Source organism: Phyllobacterium sp. CCNWLW109 (genome assembly GCF_037203905.1).
In the GTDB taxonomy this organism is placed as follows: Bacteria; Pseudomonadota; Alphaproteobacteria; order Rhizobiales; family Rhizobiaceae; genus Phyllobacterium; species Phyllobacterium ifriqiyense.
The window spans coordinates 133,540-154,297 of sequence record NZ_JBBCBK010000002.1 but is presented as its reverse complement, the minus strand read 5'-3'; the positions used below and the strand labels follow the sequence as shown (position 1 = coordinate 154,297).

Annotated in this window: 23 protein-coding genes and 2 tRNA genes; 9 read left to right on the top strand and 16 right to left on the bottom strand. The window is 52.9% G+C overall.

Going from position 1 to position 20,758, the window contains the following annotated elements; translation table 11 throughout:
* Nucleotides 1-38 precede the first annotated feature (38 nt).
* Nucleotides 39-608 carry a helix-turn-helix domain-containing protein gene (locus tag V9K92_RS06055; RefSeq protein WP_336440636.1) on the top strand — a complete coding sequence of 190 codons (570 nt, stop codon included), beginning with the start codon at nucleotides 39-41 and terminating at the stop codon, nucleotides 606-608.
* 170 nt (nucleotides 609-778) lie between these two features.
* Nucleotides 779-854 (top strand) — tRNA-Thr (locus V9K92_RS06050).
* Nucleotides 855-910: 56 nt separating this feature from the next.
* Here the strand turns inward: V9K92_RS06050 and V9K92_RS06045 are convergent.
* A complete protein-coding gene (locus V9K92_RS06045) occupies nucleotides 911-1,864 on the bottom strand; it encodes an MrcB family domain-containing protein (protein ID WP_337353566.1) in 954 nt (317 codons plus the stop codon).
* Between the two features lie 414 nt (nucleotides 1,865-2,278).
* On the opposite strand from V9K92_RS06045, the gene V9K92_RS06040 reads away from it, so the two are divergent.
* Entirely contained in the window at nucleotides 2,279-2,644 is a 366-nt protein-coding gene (locus V9K92_RS06040; protein ID WP_337353565.1) for a hypothetical protein, read from the top strand.
* 104 nt (nucleotides 2,645-2,748) lie between these two features.
* On the opposite strand, the gene V9K92_RS06035 is transcribed toward V9K92_RS06040, so the two are convergent.
* A complete protein-coding gene (locus V9K92_RS06035) occupies nucleotides 2,749-3,327 on the bottom strand; it encodes a TetR/AcrR family transcriptional regulator (RefSeq protein ID WP_337353564.1) in 579 nt (192 codons plus the stop codon).
* Between the two features lie 139 nt (nucleotides 3,328-3,466).
* On the opposite strand from V9K92_RS06035, the gene V9K92_RS06030 reads away from it, so the two are divergent.
* Nucleotides 3,467-4,024, top strand: a complete 558-nt coding sequence (locus tag V9K92_RS06030; RefSeq protein WP_337353563.1) for a DUF308 domain-containing protein — start codon at nucleotides 3,467-3,469, stop codon at nucleotides 4,022-4,024.
* Nucleotides 4,025-4,176: 152 nt separating this feature from the next.
* On the opposite strand, the gene V9K92_RS06025 is transcribed toward V9K92_RS06030, so the two are convergent.
* Complete coding sequence (locus V9K92_RS06025) at nucleotides 4,177-4,353, bottom strand: YegP family protein (RefSeq protein ID WP_115051345.1); 177 nt, start codon at nucleotides 4,351-4,353, stop codon at nucleotides 4,177-4,179.
* A gap of 141 nt (nucleotides 4,354-4,494) precedes the next feature.
* Between V9K92_RS06025 and V9K92_RS06020 the strand changes: the two genes are divergently transcribed.
* Nucleotides 4,495-5,130, top strand: coding sequence for a methyltransferase domain-containing protein (locus tag V9K92_RS06020; protein WP_115051605.1), 636 nt, complete (start codon nucleotides 4,495-4,497; stop codon nucleotides 5,128-5,130).
* Between the two features lie 57 nt (nucleotides 5,131-5,187).
* Here V9K92_RS06020 and V9K92_RS06015 read toward each other — a convergent pair.
* Nucleotides 5,188-5,261: transfer RNA gene (locus V9K92_RS06015), tRNA-Gln, on the bottom strand.
* Nucleotides 5,262-5,445: 184 nt separating this feature from the next.
* Here V9K92_RS06015 and V9K92_RS06010 point away from each other — a divergent pair.
* Nucleotides 5,446-6,870: a phosphomannomutase gene (locus V9K92_RS06010; RefSeq protein ID WP_337353562.1), complete on the top strand. Its 1,425-nt coding sequence runs from the start codon at nucleotides 5,446-5,448 to the stop codon at nucleotides 6,868-6,870.
* 235 nt (nucleotides 6,871-7,105) lie between these two features.
* A complete protein-coding gene (locus V9K92_RS06005; protein ID WP_307282499.1) occupies nucleotides 7,106-8,080 on the top strand; it encodes a LacI family DNA-binding transcriptional regulator in 975 nt (324 codons plus the stop codon).
* A 40-nt stretch (nucleotides 8,081-8,120) separates the two neighbouring features.
* Here V9K92_RS06005 and V9K92_RS06000 read toward each other — a convergent pair whose 3' ends face one another.
* From V9K92_RS06000 to V9K92_RS05960, 9 genes are all read right to left on the bottom strand, one after another.
* Nucleotides 8,121-8,576 carry an RbsD/FucU domain-containing protein gene (locus tag V9K92_RS06000; RefSeq protein WP_115051348.1) on the bottom strand — a complete coding sequence of 152 codons (456 nt, stop codon included), beginning with the start codon at nucleotides 8,574-8,576 and terminating at the stop codon, nucleotides 8,121-8,123.
* A gap of 18 nt (nucleotides 8,577-8,594) precedes the next feature.
* Nucleotides 8,595-9,524, bottom strand: a complete 930-nt coding sequence (rbsK, locus tag V9K92_RS05995; RefSeq protein ID WP_337353561.1) for a ribokinase — start codon at nucleotides 9,522-9,524, stop codon at nucleotides 8,595-8,597.
* A 25-nt stretch (nucleotides 9,525-9,549) separates the two neighbouring features.
* Nucleotides 9,550-10,545, bottom strand: coding sequence for an ABC transporter permease subunit (locus V9K92_RS05990; RefSeq protein ID WP_115051350.1), 996 nt, complete (start codon nucleotides 10,543-10,545; stop codon nucleotides 9,550-9,552).
* Nucleotides 10,546-10,553: 8 nt separating this feature from the next.
* On the bottom strand, nucleotides 10,554-11,531 hold the full coding sequence (locus V9K92_RS05985) for an ABC transporter permease (RefSeq protein ID WP_115051351.1): 978 nt from the start codon (nucleotides 11,529-11,531) through the stop codon (nucleotides 10,554-10,556).
* Nucleotides 11,528-13,027, bottom strand: coding sequence for a sugar ABC transporter ATP-binding protein (locus V9K92_RS05980; protein ID WP_336440646.1), 1,500 nt, complete (start codon nucleotides 13,025-13,027; stop codon nucleotides 11,528-11,530). The genes V9K92_RS05985 and V9K92_RS05980 overlap by 4 nt, the downstream gene beginning before the upstream one ends.
* Nucleotides 13,028-13,112: 85 nt before the next feature.
* Nucleotides 13,113-14,156 carry an autoinducer 2 ABC transporter substrate-binding protein gene (locus V9K92_RS05975; RefSeq protein WP_115051353.1) on the bottom strand — a complete coding sequence of 348 codons (1,044 nt, stop codon included), beginning with the start codon at nucleotides 14,154-14,156 and terminating at the stop codon, nucleotides 13,113-13,115.
* 208 nt (nucleotides 14,157-14,364) lie between these two features.
* On the bottom strand, nucleotides 14,365-15,747 hold the full coding sequence (locus tag V9K92_RS05970) for an FAD-containing oxidoreductase (RefSeq protein WP_337353560.1): 1,383 nt from the start codon (nucleotides 15,745-15,747) through the stop codon (nucleotides 14,365-14,367).
* Nucleotides 15,744-16,205, bottom strand: coding sequence for a DUF4126 domain-containing protein (locus tag V9K92_RS05965; RefSeq protein WP_307282484.1), 462 nt, complete (start codon nucleotides 16,203-16,205; stop codon nucleotides 15,744-15,746). Before V9K92_RS05965 ends, V9K92_RS05970 begins: the two co-directional genes overlap by 4 nt.
* A 322-nt stretch (nucleotides 16,206-16,527) precedes the next feature.
* Nucleotides 16,528-16,707 carry a hypothetical protein gene (locus tag V9K92_RS05960; protein WP_336440648.1) on the bottom strand — a complete coding sequence of 60 codons (180 nt, stop codon included), beginning with the start codon at nucleotides 16,705-16,707 and terminating at the stop codon, nucleotides 16,528-16,530.
* 203 nt (nucleotides 16,708-16,910) lie between these two features.
* On the opposite strand from V9K92_RS05960, the gene V9K92_RS05955 reads away from it, so the two are divergent.
* Together V9K92_RS05955 and V9K92_RS05950 are read left to right on the top strand one after the other, a co-directional pair.
* Nucleotides 16,911-17,837 carry a transglutaminase-like domain-containing protein gene (locus V9K92_RS05955; RefSeq protein ID WP_115051607.1) on the top strand — a complete coding sequence of 309 codons (927 nt, stop codon included), beginning with the start codon at nucleotides 16,911-16,913 and terminating at the stop codon, nucleotides 17,835-17,837.
* Between the two features lie 112 nt (nucleotides 17,838-17,949).
* Nucleotides 17,950-18,216, top strand: coding sequence for a hypothetical protein (locus tag V9K92_RS05950; protein ID WP_337353559.1), 267 nt, complete (start codon nucleotides 17,950-17,952; stop codon nucleotides 18,214-18,216).
* Nucleotides 18,217-18,220: 4 nt separating this feature from the next.
* Here V9K92_RS05950 and V9K92_RS05945 read toward each other — a convergent pair whose 3' ends face one another.
* The 3 genes from V9K92_RS05945 to recR form a co-directional block, all read right to left on the bottom strand.
* The gene (locus V9K92_RS05945; RefSeq protein ID WP_337353558.1) at nucleotides 18,221-19,468 is read right to left on the bottom strand and encodes a lytic murein transglycosylase; all 1,248 of its coding nucleotides are present in this window, start codon (nucleotides 19,466-19,468) and stop codon (nucleotides 18,221-18,223) included.
* Nucleotides 19,469-19,498: 30 nt separating this feature from the next.
* Nucleotides 19,499-19,948, bottom strand: coding sequence for a pyridoxamine 5'-phosphate oxidase family protein (locus tag V9K92_RS05940; RefSeq protein ID WP_115051358.1), 450 nt, complete (start codon nucleotides 19,946-19,948; stop codon nucleotides 19,499-19,501).
* A 95-nt stretch (nucleotides 19,949-20,043) separates the two neighbouring features.
* Nucleotides 20,044-20,649, bottom strand: a complete 606-nt coding sequence (recR, locus tag V9K92_RS05935; RefSeq protein ID WP_307282478.1) for a recombination mediator RecR — start codon at nucleotides 20,647-20,649, stop codon at nucleotides 20,044-20,046.
* Between the last annotated feature and the right edge of the window lie 109 nt (nucleotides 20,650-20,758).

Below are 20,758 nucleotides of genomic sequence, written 5' to 3'. Positions count from 1 at the left end.
AACTTGCACCTTTAATATTTGTCTACTATAATTTTAATATGTCTCATAAAATAGATAATGTCGATCAAAAAATTGGCTCCCGCATCCGCATAGAACGGGAAGCACGCGGCTGGTCTCTGACAGAACTTGCACAAAAATCCGGCGTCTCCCGCGCCATGATCAATAAGGTGGAACGCGGCCAGAGCAGCCCGACAGCCATGCTGATGGCGCGGTTTTCCGGCGCCTTTGGGTTGAGCATGTCAACATTGATGGCGCGAGCGGAAATGCAGGCGGGGCGTTTGCTGCGTCGTGGTGACCAACCCATATGGACCGACCCGGAAAGCGGCTATACTCGGCGCCATGTCTCGCCCGTCTCGGACCTTCCCATGGACGTGGTTCATATCGACCTGCCGCCACAGACGCGTGTGCCGCTGCCTGCCTCGGCCTATATTTTCCTGCGCCAGTTGATCTGGGTTCTTGGCGGGACACTGACCTTCATCGAGGGGGAGACGACCCACACCTTGCAAGAAGGCGATTGCCTTGAGCTTGGCATCCCCAGCGACTGTGTGTTCGCCAATGAGACGAATGCGCCCTGCCGCTATGCCGTGATCGTGCTGAGCAAGCGCTAGAGTGCACTGACGAGAGGGCTTGCCGCTTGTTCACGCATAAAGGGATTGTGGGTATTTGCGTCAAAGCTGGCATCGCAAGGCTTGCAATTCAGCCACAATGACGATATCAGGCGCGTCATCCACGGCCAATCAAGTTTGGCCGCTTTTGGATCAGGGAAACCAGCGTTCCCGCCGCTTTAGCTCAGTTGGTAGAGCACATCATTCGTAATGATGGGGTCCTCGGTTCGATTCCGGGAAGCGGCACCACTAAAGCACCCTACCTTCTTTGATGTTCTGGCCAACATCGCTCTCATTTCAATAATCTATGTTCTCTTGAATCTTAGATTTGAACGCAGACTTCCAATATCAGCTGGATCGTCTTGCTTGTGTATCATCCTATGACATGTAGGACATAAGATTAAGAAATCGTCAGGCACAACATAACGACGTGTTTCGCCTGTTGACATACCATAAAGCGGCTTCGAGTGATGTACGTCTAAAGGCGTTTGATCTAACCCACCCGCATAACCATAGTCTCGGACAGGATCGAGCCCACAACATTCGCATACCAGTGGCTTGGAACGCAGAACATCTCTGCGGACCCGAGGTGAGCGTTCTATCCTACGAGACAAAATGTATCGTCGAGTCTCGTCAATGTTAGATCCCCCGACTTCTTCTTGCATTATTTCCGTTGGGAGGATGCCTCCACGATCTACCAATGCCCGATAAGCCGTGAGCATTAACTTTAGGTCATCAGAAAGTTGCTCTCCCGAGACACTTGCAGCGGAATATGTCCTCCCCAACGCGTGCCCTGCTTTGTAACCAGCTGGCAATCTTTCATTCGAGCCGAGATCAATAGGATCTTCCGAAAAAAACTTGCGATAGTTGGATAAACGATCTGCAAAATCACGCGCGCGTCTGGCTAAAACATCTAGACCGCGCCTCTCACCAAACTCGCTATAAATCTCTGTTGCTGCTTGATTGAGTGAGAGCACAAATGTTTGGTTCTGCGGATTCACCAAAAAGACAACGTAAAACCCTTTCGTTGCGGTGTCAGTGATCAATGGATCGAAATAAGCCAGCCACGGAACCGACGCCCAATAGCCCTGCCCTACGCTTGCCTTTACAGTTAAGTCAAAATCAGTGGTCGAAAGTTGTTTTCGCGCTTCTTCAACAACCTCCGAGCGGACAAATCTACCAAAATCTGAACCAGCGAAAGGCTTTTTACGCTCTTGCGAATAATCACGCGTAACTCTCACCAAAAATTTTGCCAGCATAAGTATACAGCTTATCCATAAGTCGAATCCTTACCTGTTCTACTCACATAATCCATAAAATCAATCTGCGGTTGTATTGAAGCGTGAGATACTTAAAAGTTGTGTTCGCAATGTTTGGATTCCCTTATCCATCAATGGGCTAAGAGCCGACAAACATACCATAATTGAGTGGATCCCCCCTTTCACCTGCCCACATTTCCCACTATGATTCTGGTTAAGTCGTATCCCCTCCAGTAGCGGTCGGTGTCGACCGCAATGACACCTCCTCAGCCTTATGGCCGGGGAGGCTTCGGCGTATGTTCAGAGCTTCGGCTTAAAGGCCGTGGCGGTCGTCTACTGGCGGCTTACGAACTCCCCGGTCACCAGAGGATAACCCTCGGGTGACCGCTTTCCTCGCGAGACAAGGGAGTTTTCATGACCGAGTATAATTTTATTTCTGATTTTCTTGATACTTTTCAATCACCACCCGATTGGATCAAGGCTCTGTGGCTGCTCATCCCGCCCGGTTTTCTGCTTGGCCTTATAGCGATGGCGATGCGCTTCCGGCTGACAGCCAAACAGATGGATCATGGCTTAAAGGGTGAGCTAATTTATTCAGTCCACCGCGATGCGGGAAATCAGCTGCATATCGTCAGACATATCCCACTTATGGACGGCAACCCGGCATTGCTCATGCTTGATCCTCTGAGCAACTCCGAGCCTGCATCACAAAACCCAAACCGCCTTGCCCCGCCCGCGCAAGAGACTGTCCGAGTACATAAACGGATAATGCAGGGTTAAATTGCCCCAAACAGGTAGCACGCAAGCCTCTGATGAGCTCTGAGGCCGTCTGAGCACCTATGGCTGTGGTAAAGGCAAGCGTAGCGTTAATGTTCTTCCGCTGATTACTTCGTCAGTTTGGCAATCTGGCTGCTGATGATTGCGATGAACAATCCGGGATCGTCAAAGGCCCTTGCAGAGAGCATAGCCCCATGAACCGAAGCCATCAGCATTTGGGCCTCCTCTTCCGGGGACCTGTTCAACCGGAACAGACCCTGCTCCGCTCCTGCGCTCAGCACCGCCGCAAGCCATGTTGCGAGGCTTTGGAAATGGGCGCGCACGCGCGAGGCGACCTCATCGGGCAGCATTTGCATCTCACCAGCCAGCATCGCGCAAACGCAAAAGGGCTGCGAGGCATCGCGGATGCATGTGTCCCAGTAGCTCAAATAGGCCTGCAACTGTTCGTCAGGGCTAGCAACCTGGCTTCGCAGCGAGCTCAAACCCGCTTCAGCCTGCCCCCGGTAACGGTCCACCAGCTCGGCAACCAGCTCGGCCTTTGTCGGAAAGTGATGGTGGATACTTGCCTTTCGGATGCCTATTGCAGCCGAGATATCGGCATAGCTGAATCCGTTATAGCCCCCCGCGACGATGAGAGACTGCGCAATGTCGAGAATCTTTTCTGAAGTGGAAGCCATTGATTTCATAAGTTCGCCTACCTTCTGGTAGGCTGAATGTCAAGACCATGCGCCGCCGCCCCTTTCACAATGAGGTGTTCAGAAACAGGGTTGACTCTCGATTTTAACCTTCCTACTAGTAGGTAGATTTTAAACAGGAAAAACACCCATGCAAACTCAACCTTCAACACCGTCCAACTGGCTGCGAAACTATTATTTCACACGCGCCATCTTCTCTGTCGCGTGGGTTACCGCCGCCATTCTTTTCAACGCGCAATCCTCTTTCGTCGTGCTTCTGCTCGTCATCTATCCGGCATGGGATGCGCTCGCCAATCTGGTTGATGCCCGTGTCAATGGCGGCTTGAAAGCCAATCCGTCTCAAGGGTTCAATGTCGTGGTCAGCACGATAACAACCATCGCCGTTATCCTTGCTGTCAGCAACAGCATGTATGCGGTCCTGGCCGTGTTCGGCGTTTGGGCGATCTTTTCAGGTTTGTTGCAGTTGAATACGGGTCTGAAGCGCTGGCGTTCTTATGGCGCGCAATGGCCGATGATCCTGAGCGGCGCACAATCGGCCCTTGCCGGTGGCTTCATGATCAGCCAATCCATCGGCACTGTGGCGCCGACGATTCTGGAAATCGCTCCCTATGCAGCCTTTGGCGCGTTCTATTTCCTGCTTGCGGCAATCTGGCTTGTCGTCACAGTCTATCGCAAAGCAGAGGCGTAGGTGTCGTCGCTCTCTATTTGGGATCCGATAAAGCTTAGCTGTCCTGTTAAGCACAGACCTAAACCAGACGTGCCGTCGCAGTAGCAATGCGGGCAAAAAATTGGCAGGGCGGGCGCAGTCTATGCGCCTGCCCTGCGCCATATAATATAGGCTTAGCTTATGTCTTCGACAGGAGCGCTTGGACCATTCTTCTTGATTGAATCAATGGCGTTTTGCGCGCTGGACTTGGATGTATAACCCTCGGTCGAGAACATCACTTCGCTGTTATATTTAAAGCGAACGCGAAACTCGCCAGCTTTGTCTTTATAAATTTCGAACTTGTGGGCCAAAATATAGCTTCCTTTTGCAAGCGTGAATCACACAACCTCAACGTGCCATTTGCAAAGACTATTGACAAGGGTTGCATTGGTGCCAGTCTCCCCTCGGCTTGGCCGACCTATCTGCCATTCAAACAAACAATGAGCGCCATTATGAACACTGCGAGTGACGCCCGTTTCTGGGACCGATCTTCACGGAAATATGCGGCGGGCAAAATCGCAGATCAGGCCGGATATGAGCAAACGCTGGACCGGACCCGCGCTCTGTTACAGCCGGACGACAGAGTATTGGAGCTCGGCTGTGGCACAGGCACGACGGCGCTGCGGCTTGCGGGCAGTGTACAAGCCTATCTCGCGACAGATATTTCCAGCGAGATGATCGCGATTGCCGAAGGCAAGCGGGCAGCAGATCCCATTGCAGGGCTTTCCTTCCGCGTCACCACAGCCGAAGGATTGGCGCTCAGCGATGGCCCATACAACGCCGTTCTCGGTTTTAATTATCTCCATCTGGTCCGCGATCTGCCCGGCACGCTGCGCCATATCCATGCCTTGCTCGCGCCTGGCGGGCTGTTTATCTCCAAGACGCCCTGCGTCGGCGAGATGAACCCACTCATTCGGCTGGTCTTGCCGCTTATGCGAGCGGTCGGGCTTGCGCCCTACGCCGGTGTCTTCCGGGCTGCGGAGCTTAGCCAGATCATCAGCGCCGCTGGCTTTAGCATTCTTGCCTCGGAGAACCACGCAACCAAGGGAAATGACAATCGGCCCTATATCGTGGCGCGCAAGCAGTGACCAGCGTGGTTGTCACGGTAGCGGGCGGGAGAATTTGCATAATCGGGGATTGATATTTGGCTGGGGAACCTGGATTCGAACCAGGACTAACGGAGTCAGAGTCCGTGGGTCTACCGTTAACCTATTCCCCAACAGTTGCCCGAGGGACAACAGTGATGCGGGTCGTCATATAGTTGAAATCAATCGGCTTGCAAACCCCTTGATCGCATCTTTTGGACAATTGTTTTATCTTGTCGAAAAGGCTGCCCTGATCATAAACTGTTATATATGTGCATTACCACATATGCGCAGGCCCGGGGGCATGAAGAATAAACAATGACAAGCTTGAAATTTGGAACGAGCGGCCTTCGCGGTCTGGTAAGCGAACTTCCCGATGCGATTTGCCGGGCCTATACGCTGGCATTCCTGCATCACATGCAAAAGGCTCATGCTATTGCGCCAGGCGGCAAGCTGCTGGTCGGTTATGATCTGCGCGAGAGCAGCCCGCGAATCGCCGCCGCCTGTATCGACGCTGCCCGGGTTTTCGGTATGGAGGTTGAAAATAGCGGCCCTCTGCCGACGCCTGCGCTGGCTCTGCGGGCGCTTGCCCAAAAGCTTCCGGCTATCATGGTTACTGGCAGCCACATTCCCGCTGACCGCAATGGCTTGAAATTCTATCGGCCGGATGGCGAGATCGACAAGAGCGATGAGGCGGGTATTCTCGCCGTGCTCGACCTTGCCGGGAATGATATCTCCGTTCCCGATGATGCCGGGGATATTTCGCCAAAGGCGCTGGCAGAATATGAAAACCGGTGCATATCCATGCTCGACGCCGGAGCACTTGCAGGCAAGCGCATCGGCGTCTATCAGCATAGCTCGGTCGGGCGCGATCTGATCGTGCGCGTGCTCGGCGCACTGGGCGCGGAAACGGTCGCCATCGCCCGTTCGGATGTATTTGTGCCAGTGGATACGGAAGCATTGCGGCCTGAAGATATTACGCTGGCCGCTGGCGCTGCCGAAAAATACCGACTCGATGCAATGGTCTCAACCGATGGCGATGCGGATCGCCCGCTGGTTGCCGACGAAACCGGGACCTTTATTCGCGGCGATAGTCTTGGCTTGCTGACGGCGCGCTTTTTGAATGCCGATGCCGTCGTGACACCCGTCACCTCCAATACAGCTATTGAGCTAAGTGGCCTTTTTGCCAAGGTCTATCGCACAAAAGTAGGCTCGCCCTATGTCATTGAGGCGATGCAACAGGCTGCCAGGGATGGCTATCAGCGGATCGTCGGCTTTGAGGCCAATGGCGGTGTGCTGCTGGGTTCAAATGTTGATTTGGGCGGCGGCACTGTGGGGGCATTGCCTACGCGCGATGCCATGCTGCCGATCATCGCGGTGCTTGGAATGGCGGCGAGAGACAAGGTGCAGGTGTCGAAATTGCTGGAAGACCTTCCCGCGCGCTTCACGCGGAGCGGCCGCATCGAGCATGTTGAATCCAGCAAGAGCAGCCCATTCCTGCAGGCTTTGCTTGACGATGAGCAACGCGCAAGCTTTTTTGCCCAGCTCGGCATTATTGAGGCTAATGACGCCATTGATGGCATACGCATTGTTTTCGCGACTGGTGAGGTGGTTCATTATCGCGCCTCGGGCAATGCGCCAGAATTGCGCTGCTATGCGGAAGCTGCAACTGATGCGCGGGCCGAACAATTGCTTGAGTGGGGCTTGCAAAGAGCTGGCGAGCACTTACGCAAATATGGCTGAGCTGGCCTCACGGGAATAGAGCATGCGATTGGAGTAAGGCTGAGACCAATTGTCAGCTGGTTGTCTGATTCTAACTGCCTTGGGCGCGCTCGTAGCGACTGTTAGCATCAACAAGGCTTCAGTTAAGTATATGTATCTGGTGGCGTTTACGAATTTGACATTTGTATAAGAGTTTGCGACCGGAGGGGATACAAGTGTCAAATTCACTCCACTAGCGATTCGGAAAAGGTTCTCGATGGTCAACATTAAGGACGTAGCGGCGCGGGCCAATGTTTCCGTCGGTACAGTCTCTCGCGTGCTGGCCAAAAACGAAACCGTCGGGAAAGAACTGCGCGAGCTGGTAGAGGCAACCATCCGGGAGCTGAACTTCCGGCCAAGCGGCGTTGCAAGGGGCTTGAGACGCAGCCGAACTGATATGATCGGTCTGGTTATTCCCGATATTACCAATCCGTTTTTCGCAGAACTTGCAAAACACGTGGAAGCCAGCGCGTCGCAAGCCGGTTTTTCCGTTTTGCTGTCCATCACCAATGATGATCCGAAGATCGAGCTTTCACAGATAGAAACTCTGCTTCGCAGTTATCCGACCGGCTTGATCGTCGTTCCCACGCAATTTGGCGCACCTGCAAAGTGGCAGAGCGATATTGCGACTGTTGCGGTAGACCGCCGCTTGAAAAATTATCCGTTGATTTCGGTGGATCACTATGCGGGCGCTGGCCTTGCCGCGCAGCACCTTTTGCAACTCGGCCATAGGCGTATTGCCTATATTGCGGGGCCCAATGAATCCCCCGTTTCCCGGGAGCGACGCAAAGGGTTTCTAGATACACTTATTGCCGCCGGCATTCAGCCAGAGGTTGTAGAGGGGCATTTCGATTATCAGTCGGGCGAGGTTCTGGGAAAACACTTGCTGAGCAGTCCTGAAGACGTCCGCCCCACCGCAATCGCTACCGCCAGCGACCAGCAAGCTATTGGCTTGATGCGCGCGGCGAGCGATCTTGATCTTAAAGTTCCCGATAATCTCTCAATCATCGGATTCGACGATATTCCGCTCGCTAATCTGATCACGCCAAGACTGACCACGATCAGCCAGCCTGTGGAACAAATCGCAGCGCGAGCAGTGGCGTTTGTTATCGGTGAAAACGCCGCGGGTACCAACGCCGGATTGCTTGATGCGACGTTGGTTATACGCAATTCAACGGCTGCACCGCGCTAAACACTCGTAAGCATCTAGTGGAGCGGCCTTTGCTCCAGGCTCAAGCGTTATCCGGCGCAATGACGCCCTTCGTCAGGATAAAGCATCCATAAAAGCGGCGCTCACCTGTTGCGATAACGCAGTAGGCGTTTTTGGCATGCTCATAAAACGCCATCCGGTCGATTGAAACCATTGGCCAATGCTTGCCTTCAGCCTGATCAATCTCTGCCTGCATTTCGATTTGCACATCCGGCACTTCGTCTGGGTTTCCGACAATCTCCATTCGCGCCGCTGCGTCGTCGATGAATGTATCAAGCGGCATAACCGAAAGGATCGCTCGGGCAGCACGTGGCGCCGTTACAGCGTCGATACGCAAAAGACGGCCCAATTTCGTTTGCCGTGCGATGGAATCGCCCGGGAAATTGGTGTCGCAAATAACAAGCCGGTCACCATGCCCCATGGATTTCAGGGCGTAGAGAACATCGGCATTCAGCAGCGGATCGAGATTCTTCAGCACGGTTGCTTACCTCTTCATTTAAGCGGATTGGGTGGTCAGAAACTGCTCGAATTCCCTGGCTGTGGCATAGGACTTCTGCGTGCCTGGGCGTGTGATGGAATCTGCCGCATAAATGGCAGCTTTCTTCAGCGATGGTTCAAGTTCACCGGTTTCGACATAGAACCGCGCGAAGCTGCCTATAAAGGCATCGCCAGCGCCGGTTGTATCTTTCGGCGTGACCTTGACCGGAGCAATCATTGTTGATTGATCTTTTGTTATCAAGCGGGCTCCGCGCGCGCCCAGCGTGACGATGACTGTGCGTATACCTTTGGCGATCAGCGACCGCGCTGCTTGTTCGATTTCGTCATCTGTTCCCGTCGGCAACCCGGTCAACAAGGCCAGCTCAGACTCGTTAGGAACGACGAAAGTGGCTGTCGTGACTTTTGAAGGATCCAAATCCGGTGCAGCAGGTGCCGGATTGAGAATTGTTTCAATTCCATGCTTCTCGGCAAATGCGAGCGTGTAATACACAGTTTCCAGCGGCACTTCCAACTGCATCAGGATCAGGCTGCATTTTTTAAGATCCTCTGCGGCCGCATCTATATCGGCAGGCTTGAGATCATTATTGGCACCCTTGATAATGAGGATGGAGTTTTCACCCGTTTCATCAACGAATATTGGCGCAACGCCGCTCGATTTGCCGGGAACTGTCCCGACATGGGAGATATCAATTCCGTTGTCTTTGAGATTATTGATCGTGCTTTGACCAAAAACATCATCACCTACTTTGGTGAGCATCAAAACGTCAGCACCAAGTCTTGCCGCAGCAACAGCCTGATTTGCGCCCTTGCCGCCAAAGCCCATGGAAAACTCAGGCGCTTCCAGTGTTTCACCGGGTGCAGGCATGCGGATGATCGATGTGACCAGATCAGTCATGTTGCTGCCGACCACTGCGATGCGTCGTGCCATATGTATGTCCCTCAAATTACAACTCTTATCTATCTGTATTGCGGAAAGCATTCAGGGCAATAACGATGAGCAGAAATCCACCCCATATGAAATCGATCAGATGGTTAGAGAACCGCAATATCTGGAAGCCGGAAGAAAGCAACATCAGCGCAATCAATGCAATGGAGACGCCAAGCACCCTGCCTTTGCCGCCCGCGGGGTTGGTGCCTCCAAGAACGGCAATCAAAACAGCTTGCAGAAGATAGGATGCACCATAATCCGACTTGGCAGCATTTGTGCGGCCGGAAAGGATAATCCCGGCGATGGCGGCCATCATGCCTGTCAGCATATAAGAATAAAGGATCATGCGATCCTTGCGCAGACCGGCAAAAATTGCAGCGCGGGGGTTGGTACCGATGAGCATCAGGTTGACGCCGAAGGTTGTACGCGTCAGCAGGATGGCGACTGCACCTGCTACGATAACGAACAGCACGAATGGCGTTGCCAAGCCCAGCACCTTGCCATTGCCAATGAAGTTCCAGCCATCCGGAAAGCCCGTGATTGCGGGACCGCCGGTGAGAACCACGGCAAGACCAGTGAAAATCTGTCCAGTTCCCAGCGTCGCAAGGATAGGCGTAATCCGCAGCTTCGAAATCAGGAACCCGTTCAATAATCCCGCCAGCAATCCGATGCCGAGCGCGAGCAATATGCCGATACCTGTATAGAGCAGGATCATCCCGGTGGATTGATCTGTTCCGACAATGACCGAGTGGAAGAATACGCCGGCAAGAATGCCGGCAAGATTGGCAATGCCTACCACCGACAGATCGATGCCGCCGGTCAGCATGGCAATCATCATGGCAATCGCCAGAATGCCAAGCTCGGGCATGATGTAGGTAATGGACTCAAAATTATAGTAGCGCAGGAACTTGTCCGGATTCAGCCATGACATCAGTGCAAAAACCAGAATGGTGATGGCAATAAGCTGCAGGATATTGCGATCCTGCCCGAAAATACGTTTGGCGATTGAACGGTCTGACATTGTGCTTCTCACACCAGTTTCTTGCGATCGCGCCACGCTGTCAGCGCAGTCGCTCCAACGATAATCAAGCCGACGACAACGCGTTGCCATGTCGTATCGACCTTCATGATGATCAGGCTATTCTTGACCATGACGAGCATGAACACTCCGAGCAAGGTTCCGGCAACGCTGCCGCGTCCACCAAAGATCGATGCGCCGCCCAGCACGACCGCTGCAATGACATCAAGCTCGAAACCTGCGAAATCACGCGGGTTCGCTTGCCAGATCATCGAGCCCTGCAAAAGACCGGCAAATCCTGCCAGAGCGCCTGCAAAACAATAGACAAAGAACAATGTTTTGCGCGTATCGAAGCCCACACGCTTGGCAGCTTCCGGCGCACCGCCATAGGCAAAAATGCTGCGCCCGATCATCGTGTAGCGCAGAAAAAGATGCGTCACGAGCGCAAGGCCGAGATAGATGAGGATCATGGCCGTCAGGCCGAAATTCGTTCCGGTTGCCGATGTTGAATTGACGAGATTGACCTTGGCAAAATTAATCAGCTCCGGCGGCATCTTATCGATATTGATGATGCTGGTACCGACCAGGCCGAGCAACAGACCGCGCACGACACTGCCGGTTCCAAGCGTGACAATGAGCGGAATCATCCGGAATGTATGAATGAAAAACGCATTGAACGCGCCAAGAACGAGGCCGATAAGGGTTGCAGCTATAAAGGGCACAAGCACGCCTTCATAACCGAAATAGAGCATGCCCTTGACGGTCAGATACATCGCCGCCACCGCAAAGGCGGTGAAGGATACGTCGATACCGCCGGAAATCATTACGACAAGGACGCCCAGCGCCATGATACCGATAATGACGTTGCTGCGGAGCAACCCGAACATATTGTCCAGCGACCAGAAGGCCGGGTTAATCAATCCAATAAAGATCATGGCGACCAGTAGAATGGCGGCGATGATAAATTCTGATCGGCGAAAAATCGTCATTTCAAAGCCTTCAACCGGTCGTTCAATGCGTCTTCGTTCAATGCATCTGCTGCGACTTCATCAACAAAACGTCCGCGATGCATGACAATGACACGGTTACAATTCTGAACGAGTTCGGGAACATCGTCAGATATCATCAGCACAGCCAAACCATTCTCGGTAGCCAGCTCACGGATTTTCCGATGAATTTGGGCTTTGGAGCCCACATCGACGCCAACGGTAGGGCCGTTGAGGATAAGGACACGCGCGCCTGTCAACAACCACCGGGCGAGCACCACGCGCTGCTGGTTACCACCGGAAAGATGGTTGACCGGAGTCTGGGGACCGGGCGCTGCAATCTGCATCGCTCCAAACATGGCTTTCGTCGCCGCATCCGCTTTTTTGCGGTCAATGAACATACCGCTGACGAAGTTTTCGAAGGAGGTAGCGAGCATATTGCGCTCGATTGACTGGGTAAGAAACAGCCCTTCGGTCAGACGGTCCTCGGGCACATAGGCAAGACCGCTGGCGATGGCGTCCTGTACGGTCTTCGGGTGGACGGCCTTGCCGTCAATTGTCACCGAACCCGTATATTTTGGGTTCATCCCGAAAAGTGCCAGCGCAAGCTCCGTACGACCGGAGCCGATCAGACCGGATAAGCCGACGATTTCGCCCGCGCGCAATGTCAGGTCAATATTCTCCAACGTGCCCGGAATACTCAACTGTTTGACATTCAGACGCGGCTGCTCATCACCTTTTACAGGCGTCCATTCATAGGTCTGATCCGTGAGGTCATGCCCTGTCATAGCGCGGGTAATGGCCGCCTCGTTAAAATCGCTGATCGGGCCTTCTGCAACTTTTTTGCCATTGCGAAGAACAGTCAGCCGCTCGCTGATTTCCAGCATTTCGCGCATTTTATGGCTGACGAAAAGCACTGCAATTCCCTGAGCCTGAATATCGCGGACAATACGGAACAAGGCGTCAACTTCTGGGCGTGTAAGGGCAGTTGTCGGCTCATCCATGATGATAAGCCTGGCATCACCCATCATGGCGCGGGCAATTGCCACGATCTGCTTGCCGGATGTCGGTAGCGATTCCACGTCGGCATCAAGGTCCATGGTGACGCCAAGACGCGCCAGGGCTTTGGTCGCCAGATCGCGAATCCGTTTCCAGCTGACTGACTTTTTGCCTTCAAGAAGCAACGTGTTCAGCGCCAGATTTTCTGCAACGGTCAAGTTCCCGAACAGAGAAAAATCCTGATAGATAACTTGGATGCCCTGTTGTACGGACCGCGCAGGCGTAAATCCTGTTACCGGCTTACCGTCAATCAGGATCTCCCCCTCGGTGGGCGTATAAACGCCTGCTATGGTCTTGATGATCGTCGATTTGCCGCAGCCGTTTTCACCCGCAAGGCAGTGGATTTCCCCGGGCTTCACAACAAGCGAAACATTATCGAGCGCCACAAGGCCGCCAAACCGCTTGCTGATATTCTTAAGTTCCAGAAGGTTTTCGCTCATGCTTTCCCCGCTATGGTGGAGATCCGCGAATATCAGGAAAGCGGGGGCCTTCTGCAACGCCCCCGCTTTCCTGTCACGTTAAAAATCAGAAATTATATGAATTCATATTATCTGCGGTAACACCAACCCAACCGGCACCAAAAAGTACATTTGGTCTGGATGCATCTGGAGCCAGCAGATTGTCATAGCCGGGCAATCCGAGATTGAGACCGGCCTTAATAAGGTCCGTCTTTTTGTTGAGGGCCATGACAGCCAGTTCATTCATGGCATAACCGGCTACTGCTGGATCCCAAAACTGAATGTACTGGATATCGCCATTCTTGAGATATTCGCCTGCAACCGAAACAAGACCTGTACCAGCAAAGAAGACTTTGCCCTTTAATCCGCCTTCAGAGATCAGGCGTCCAGCACCGGCAGAGGTCGGCATTGGTGCGCCGAGGATACCTTTGACGTCCGGATAGGTCGTCATGGCTTCCTTCAGCTTGGTGTAATCCTGATTGGCATCGTCATAGGTTTCCAGACGTTCTGTCGCGAGCGACATGTCGGGGAAATTCTTCTTCTGATATTCGATGGCGCCGTCAATCCAGTCCATCTGAGATTTCGATGTCAAGCTGCCGACGGTAGCAAGATACTTACCCTTGCCGTCCATGGATTTACCCAGAACTTCCATCAACTTGGCCCCGTAGGCCTTGTTGTCAAATGCTTCCAGGACATAATCAGCGTTGACGATGTTCGAAGCTTCATGCGCAATCACGACGATGCCGCGCTCGCGTGCTTTTTTCAGAACCGGCTCAACAGCCTCTACCGAGAATGGCACGATGCAAATGGCATCTACGCCCTGGGCAATAAGATTTTCTACGATCTGCACCTGTGCAGCAGCATCCGCAGAGCTAGGACCGACCATCCAGACGTCAGCGCCTGTCTCGGATTTGAACTGCTCGACACCCTCGCGCATGCGGTCGAACCAGGCAATGCCATCGACCTTGACGACAGTTGCGATCGTATAGGACTTGCCGTCGGCTCCGGTCACATATTCCTTGTTGACCTTCGAGGTGTCGACGGGGCCCTCAGCCAGCGCCGGCACGGCCAGTGCCAGCGTTATTGCCAGTAATGCTAAAAGTTTCTTCACGAGGCTTCCTCCCTTGGTTGCTCTTCGGAGCGAGCACAAACCCGCCAACTCCATCTCTCCCTGACAACCGCAATCATTCTTTTGAATTCATCCGGTCATCGCCGTTTCTTCAATATGAAACGTTTCATTTGACTTTCCAGATCATACGGCAGTTGTCAATACGTTTGTATGTCCATTTAAGCAAATGTATCCGATTATGGATGTCTGTCTAGTTATCGACAGGCTTCAAATCATCAAGCAAGGTGGGAATCAGCTCCGAAACGGTAGGGTGGATAGGCACTGCCCATTGCAATTTCCCATAATCGACATCGGCATTCATCATGTCGAGTATGCCATGAATGGCCTCATCACCGCCGGTTCCCAAAATTGCGGCACCTAGAATCTTCTTTGTTTCCGCATCGACAATAACTTTCATGAAACCCTTGGTCTCATCCTTTTCAATTGCGCGCCCGACGCGTGTCATCGGCCTCTTGGAAATCAGAAGTGGTCGGCCTGACTTGCGCGCCTGTGTTTCGTTCAAACCTACTCGGCCAAGCGGCGGGTCGATATAAAGCGCATAGCCCGGAATACGCGCGCTGACCTTGCGATCCTCTCCGTCGAGCAAATTGGCTGCGACAATCTCAAAATCATTATAGGACGTATGCGTGAAGGCCCCTCGCCCGTTGCAATCACCAAGCGCCCAAATTCCATCCGCGCTGGTCGAAAGATCATCATGGACCTTAATGTAGCCGCGTTCGTCCCTCTCGATACCGGCTTTTTCTACATCCAGATCATCGGTATTGGGTAGCCTCCCGATAGCCAGAAGCACATGCGAACCGACGATAGCCGGTGCGCCCGAGCTGCAATCGACACTGACTTGCGCACCCATCGCATGGCGTTTGAACGAAATACATTCGGCATTCAGACGGCATTCAATGCCCTCGGCCTCAATTATCTGCCTGATTGCCTCGGAAACATCTTCATCTTCCCGGGAAACCAGCCGCGGACCCTTCTCGACAATTGTCACTTTTGCACCGAACCGGCGGTACATCTGTGCAAATTCGAGTCCGATATAGCTTCCGCCGATCACGACCAGATGTTCGGGAAGTGTGTCCAGCTGCAAGATGCCGGTATTGGTCAGATAATCGATCTCATCAATTCCGGGCATATCCGGAATGACGGCGCGTCCGCCGGTATTGATGAATATTTGAGGCGCCGTATAGGTTTCGCCGCCAACGACTATTTCATGCGGACCGATAAATTTCGCATGACCCTGCACAATGGTGCAATTATCCATGCCCTTCAGCCAACTCTCGATATTATTTCGGGCGGTTGAGGAAACGGTATCGGCTCGTTGCCATATGCGTTTCATGTTAATGCGGATGGGCGTGTCGATCGTAACGCCAAAATCAGCGCCACGTCGCGCCAAATGCGCTGCATAGGCGCTTGCCACCAGCGCCTTGGTCGGCATACAGCCAGTGTTAACGCAGGTGCCGCCGAAAAGCTTCCGCTCAATGAGTAAAACCTTTCTGCCGGCGGTTGTAAGTCTTCCTGCCAGCGCGGGCCCCGCCTGCCCCGCCCCAATAATGATCGCGTCGAAAGAATTACTCATGGCAGCGAAGCAACAATCAGATAGGCACCGATAATAGCCACTGCGTCCTCGATCAATGCCGCAGGCCGATCCTGTCCGAAGCGGGCAGCAAGCGCGCTACGGATATAAGCACCACCATAGGTGCCGATGACAGCGCCTATTGCCCCGGCAATCAACCCGGCAACCAACATGCCGCCGGCAATGCCTATGGCAGCGCCACTGACTGCGCCCATTAGAACGCGTGTGCCAAATTGCACCGGTACTTTTCGACTCGGGGTCGATGGCAACTGATCTGTGATGAGCTCGCCAATGGCGAGTATTGAAATGATCCAGGGCGTGAAGGCATAGCCCAAAAACGCCAGCCAGCTATCACCCAGATTGAGCCAACCCAAATAGGCAGCCCAACTCACCGCTGCCGGCGCGGTCATAGCTCTCAAGCCTGCAATGACACCAATCAGAAGTGCTAGTGTAATGATCATAAAAGTCCAACCCCCGTTGAATTCGCGATCGACCGACAACACAAATGCTCGATGAACAAGAGGTTCAGGCGGCGTTCATATTGCGACACATAATTTGTAAAAATTCAACTGCTGCGCGCGTTACTATTCGCAGCAAATACCGACGGGATTTGTCATGCTTGTTCAGCGTCTTGGCATCGTATTTGTAATATTCTTCGCCTTTGCACTCTCGTTCGGATCCTTCGTGCACAATGCAAAATCAGGACGTGCGCCCTATCATGACAGCTTGATGCAAATCAAAAACTAAGCCTGGTGACCTGTTTTTGATAAGATAGCCACGCTGCTAACGGATTTGCTTCTTTTCAGCCGCATCAAGTCTTTGCAAAAGATCACGTAGAACGTCCGGAATATTCTTTTCAACTTTTGATGGACGGGCCGTTTCGATCGTTCGGCGATAATCAGCGCGCACGACCTGCTCGCGAAGCACATTTGCAGTCCGGTCGTTCACTGGATGTCGTGCCATGATCATTCCAATCCACTCCATGCGGCGCATCTCGCACCGTACTAGCATAACTCAAATAAGCTGATTTGGTTCGAATTGCCGTGATTTATAGTCAACAGTTTATGAATCAACCGAATTGCAAAATCCTTCTACGCAAAAAATTCAAGGCTGCGGAACCAGCATCCCGTCCCGGCGTTGTTCTGAAAAGATTAAAGGATATGCCCATGTTGATCCGTGTTGGTTACGAGATAGGAATTCGTTGCAACGAGCCAACCCCTATGACGACCTATCTAAATCTGGAATCCGCACGGCTGAAAGATGTTCAATGCGAACGTGGACCCACGGCAACGCCAGAGGTTAATCTGGAAACATTCACAGATCTGTTTGGAAATAATTGTCTGCGGCTGGTTGCACCGGCTGGCAATTTGTCACTGAAATATGATGCTGTTGTCAACGATGATGGCCTGCCGGATCCGGTCGATGAAAATGCCGAAGAAGTGTCCGTCGACAAACTTCCCACGGAATGCCTGGCTTACCTTTCTGCCAGCCGCTATTGTGAAACAGACGAGTTGAGCAATCTTGCTTGGAGCCTGTTCGGGCATGTCAAACCGGGTTGGACACGAGTTCAGACAATCTGCGATTACGTCAATCAGCGTCTGACATTCAGCTATGGTTTTGCAAGGGCCACACGCACGGCTGCACAGGCCCATGAAGAGCGTGTCGGCGTGTGCCGGGATTTCGCTCATCTTGCCGTGGCCTTCTGCCGTTGCATGAATATTCCTGCCCGTTACGTGAATGGCTATATGGGTGATATTGGCGTACCCGCTGATCCGGCCCCGATGGATTTCAATGCATGGTTCGAAGTCTTTCTAGGTGGCAAATGGCACACGTTTGATGCCCGCCATAATCAGCGCCGCATCGGCCGGATTGTCGTTGCCCGCGGCCGTGATGCAGCGGACACGCCCCTCATTTATACGTTTGGCCCGCATGAATTGACCAATTTCAAAGTCTGGACGTTCGAAGAGAACGCTCCAACATTTACCAACAGGCGTTTTGAGAAAATATCGCTGGTAACCCCGTGGTTTAGCCAAAGGTGGTCCCGGCTTTCACGGCATATCCGGCAAGCATCCGAGACAGAACCAACGATTTAGAGCCTTTCTCGCTCAGAACCATTGTACCGGAACAAACATGCTTGAGGTTTGCCATGCCACATTTGGCAGGGTAATTTGCTGCTTCGGTTCGGTCTGAGGAGGAGCCCACAGGATGCTTTTCGATAATGCGTCGAAGTCGATTTACTCGCAAGAAGACTGGAACATCATGCAGGCGGCCTACGACAAAGCCGCCAAAACGCTCGTTGTAAAGTCGAGTACCGATGACGACGCCAAGATCATTGCAGAAACTGTTATGACAGCCTTCAACCGCGGCAATAAGGATATTAATTCTCTGGCTGCCTTGGCGGTCATTACCGCGATCAATTCGCATCCAAGCCTGAACCAAAATGGATTTGAGCAGCGTAAACGATCAGGATAAGCGTTTATCTGATCGCTTTGACAAGCGCATTGTCCGGAAAACAGGTTGGCTCCATTCCCTGTTTTGTCTGCCATGCTCCAATTGACCGCCGCGTCTTGAAACCGGGAAACCCATCCACGCCGCCTGCGTCATATCCCTGCTTTTCCAGCGTCTTTTGCATGCTGGCAATGTCAGAGCGATAAAGTCCGCCAACATCGCCCCAGCCAGTGCTGAATCCTTTTGCACCATGGGCAATCCGATCACCAATATGCCCGATGAATAGAGCATATAGATCACTCATATTGTACTCTTTTAGGACATAAAAATTCTTGGTAACAATAAATGCAGGCCCGTGCCTTCCGGCGGGCATCAAAAGGAAGCCTTCACGCTTCATCTCGCTGGACGGAAAAGCCTTGCCATTGACCCGGCTGATACCCAGTTGTTCCCAGGCGGAAAACAGCTTGCCCTGATCCGGCCCCTCCAGGGAACAGCTCACGGTTTCCGGCACGGTGACCTCATAGCCCCAGTCCCGCCCTGCCTGCCAGCCATATTGCTTGAGATAATGACCGATAGAACCCAGCGTGTCCGGCACTGAGTTCCAGATATCCCGTTTGCCATCACCGTCAAAATCCACCGCATGTTGCAGGTAAGAGGTCGGCATGAATTGCGGCTGACCGAGCGCTCCGGCCCAGGAGCTTTTCATGGCACCAGCGTCAATATATCCCTTCTGGACAATCTCCAGCGCAGCCATCAGTTCCTTGCGGAACATTTCCTTTCGCGAGGCCAGAAATGCTTTTGTACCAAGTACGGTAAAGGCGTTATTTGGAATTTTTACGCTGCCATATCCGCTCTCGCGTCCCCAGACTGCAAGCACGATCTCACCCGGGACACCATATTTGCTTTCGACGGCCTTCAGGGTCCGGGCATATTGCCCTGCCCGCGCCACGCCGCCAGCAGTTGTGGCATTTATGGTCTTATCATTGAAGTATTTTCCCGGCGAGCCGAACTCGGACTGAGCCTGCTTCTTCGGTGTCTTTGGCTTTTCGCCCGGCAGAATCAGATCAGGCAAGTCCAGATTGGGCGATACGCCGGCAAAAGCCTGATCGAACACTGCTTTCGAAATGCCCGCTGTCTTGGCATCAGGCCAAAGATCATTGGCAAGCCAGTTTTGGAATTGCGCATCAACCTCGGGCTTGGACGCCGCCAAGGCAGATAATGTGCTTGTGCTCAGCACAAGCAGAATACCCAACCCAATGATAAAATGCTTTTTCATCAAATCTTTGAGCCCCGCACTGTTGGCGTCTTAACTGGCAACGGTTTTGTGGCCGGTGGTATGAATGATGGCAACACGGAAATATACCGGTTCCAGCGGACGGACATGATTTCTTGAAATCGTTTTTACATAGGCCGGTTCCCACCACTCAGCCGTTCGGCTCAAAAGACGATGCGCATTATTGCGCGCCTCTATATGGCCGGGTTCGCTTGTCAGCTCTTCGAAAATTCCGGTGACGACGACGCTTTGCCAATTATTAGTGGCAACGATCTCATCAAACTCTATGCACACTTTGGGATTTTCACGCATCCAGTCGACTTTCGTGCCCGCTGACGTGAGTGAATAAAGAGAAACGGCATCGTAAGCGAAACTCAGGGGAATAACGTAGGGTTGATTATCTTTCGCGCACGCCAATCGCCCGATTGTTGCGCGTGCCAGAAACTCCTTGATTTCCTGCTGCGTCATATCCTGGATAATCATGAAACTTCGCCCCTGTTGCCCGGCCCCGAAATTTTTCGGTCCTATCGCATTTTAGTATAACGACCATAAATCTCGAAAAAGACAAGTTAGAGGCTTCACAGTGTGGTTCTTGCGCGCAAGGCAGCCGTTAATGTTCCTTCGTCAAGATAGTCAAGCTCACCCCCAACCGGCACGCCATGAGCAAGCCTGGTAATTCGGACATCAAAATCTGCCAGCTGATCGGTGATATAGTGTGCCGTTGTCTGACCCTCGACAGTCGCATTCACCGCAAGAATAATCTCCTTGATCTCCCCTTCGGCAACCCGTCCGACAAGCGTCGCAATATTGAGATCATCCGGGCCGATACCATCAAGCGGAGAGAGGCGTCCGCCAAGAACATGATAACGGACATTCATCGACCCGGCACGTTCCAACGCCCAAAGATCGGAAACATCCTCGACCACGATCAGTGTCGCGCGTTCGCGGCGTGGATCGGTGCAAATCATGCAGGGGTCGGATGTATCCACATTTCCACATGTTGAGCAGATGCGCACCTTCTCGGCCGCATCCTGCATCGCGGTGCCAAGAGGAATCAGCAGCGCTTCTTTCTTCTTGATAAGGTGCAGGGCGGCGCGCCTGGCAGAACGCGGACCAAGCCCCGGCACTTTGGCTAGGAGCTGGATTAGGCGCTCAATTTCTGGACCGGCGATTCGTTTCGACATATCGCCGGTTTAGAGCAATTCGCGGCTTTAGGGAATCAAAGACCGGCGGAGTGTTCAACCCATCCAACATTTTGGTCGAAATAATACAATCTTGGATTGGTTGTTCCGG

Excerpts from the sequence above, each read along its gene's own strand:
- V9K92_RS06055 (WP_336440636.1), top strand. The coding sequence starts at position 39 with ATGTCTCATAAAATAGATAATGTCGATCAAAAAATTGGCTCCCGCATC.
- V9K92_RS06045 (WP_337353566.1), bottom strand. The coding sequence starts at position 1,864 with ATGCTGGCAAAATTTTTGGTGAGAGTTACGCGTGATTATTCGCAAGAG.
- V9K92_RS06040 (WP_337353565.1), top strand. The coding sequence starts at position 2,279 with ATGACCGAGTATAATTTTATTTCTGATTTTCTTGATACTTTTCAATCA.
- V9K92_RS06035 (WP_337353564.1), bottom strand. The coding sequence starts at position 3,327 with ATGAAATCAATGGCTTCCACTTCAGAAAAGATTCTCGACATTGCGCAG.
- V9K92_RS06030 (WP_337353563.1), top strand. The coding sequence starts at position 3,467 with ATGCAAACTCAACCTTCAACACCGTCCAACTGGCTGCGAAACTATTAT.
- V9K92_RS06020 (WP_115051605.1), top strand. The coding sequence starts at position 4,495 with ATGAACACTGCGAGTGACGCCCGTTTCTGGGACCGATCTTCACGGAAA.
- V9K92_RS06010 (WP_337353562.1), top strand. The coding sequence starts at position 5,446 with ATGACAAGCTTGAAATTTGGAACGAGCGGCCTTCGCGGTCTGGTAAGC.
- V9K92_RS06005 (WP_307282499.1), top strand. The coding sequence starts at position 7,106 with ATGGTCAACATTAAGGACGTAGCGGCGCGGGCCAATGTTTCCGTCGGT.
- rbsK (WP_337353561.1), bottom strand. The coding sequence starts at position 9,524 with ATGGCACGACGCATCGCAGTGGTCGGCAGCAACATGACTGATCTGGTC.
- V9K92_RS05990 (WP_115051350.1), bottom strand. The coding sequence starts at position 10,545 with ATGTCAGACCGTTCAATCGCCAAACGTATTTTCGGGCAGGATCGCAAT.
- V9K92_RS05985 (WP_115051351.1), bottom strand. The coding sequence starts at position 11,531 with ATGACGATTTTTCGCCGATCAGAATTTATCATCGCCGCCATTCTACTG.
- V9K92_RS05980 (WP_336440646.1), bottom strand. The coding sequence starts at position 13,027 with ATGAGCGAAAACCTTCTGGAACTTAAGAATATCAGCAAGCGGTTTGGC.
- V9K92_RS05970 (WP_337353560.1), bottom strand. The coding sequence starts at position 15,747 with ATGAGTAATTCTTTCGACGCGATCATTATTGGGGCGGGGCAGGCGGGG.
- V9K92_RS05965 (WP_307282484.1), bottom strand. The coding sequence starts at position 16,205 with ATGATCATTACACTAGCACTTCTGATTGGTGTCATTGCAGGCTTGAGA.
- V9K92_RS05960 (WP_336440648.1), bottom strand. The coding sequence starts at position 16,707 with ATGGCACGACATCCAGTGAACGACCGGACTGCAAATGTGCTTCGCGAG.
- V9K92_RS05955 (WP_115051607.1), top strand. The coding sequence starts at position 16,911 with ATGTTGATCCGTGTTGGTTACGAGATAGGAATTCGTTGCAACGAGCCA.
- V9K92_RS05950 (WP_337353559.1), top strand. The coding sequence starts at position 17,950 with ATGCTTTTCGATAATGCGTCGAAGTCGATTTACTCGCAAGAAGACTGG.
- V9K92_RS05945 (WP_337353558.1), bottom strand. The coding sequence starts at position 19,468 with ATGAAAAAGCATTTTATCATTGGGTTGGGTATTCTGCTTGTGCTGAGC.
- V9K92_RS05940 (WP_115051358.1), bottom strand. The coding sequence starts at position 19,948 with ATGATTATCCAGGATATGACGCAGCAGGAAATCAAGGAGTTTCTGGCA.
- recR (WP_307282478.1), bottom strand. The coding sequence starts at position 20,649 with ATGTCGAAACGAATCGCCGGTCCAGAAATTGAGCGCCTAATCCAGCTC.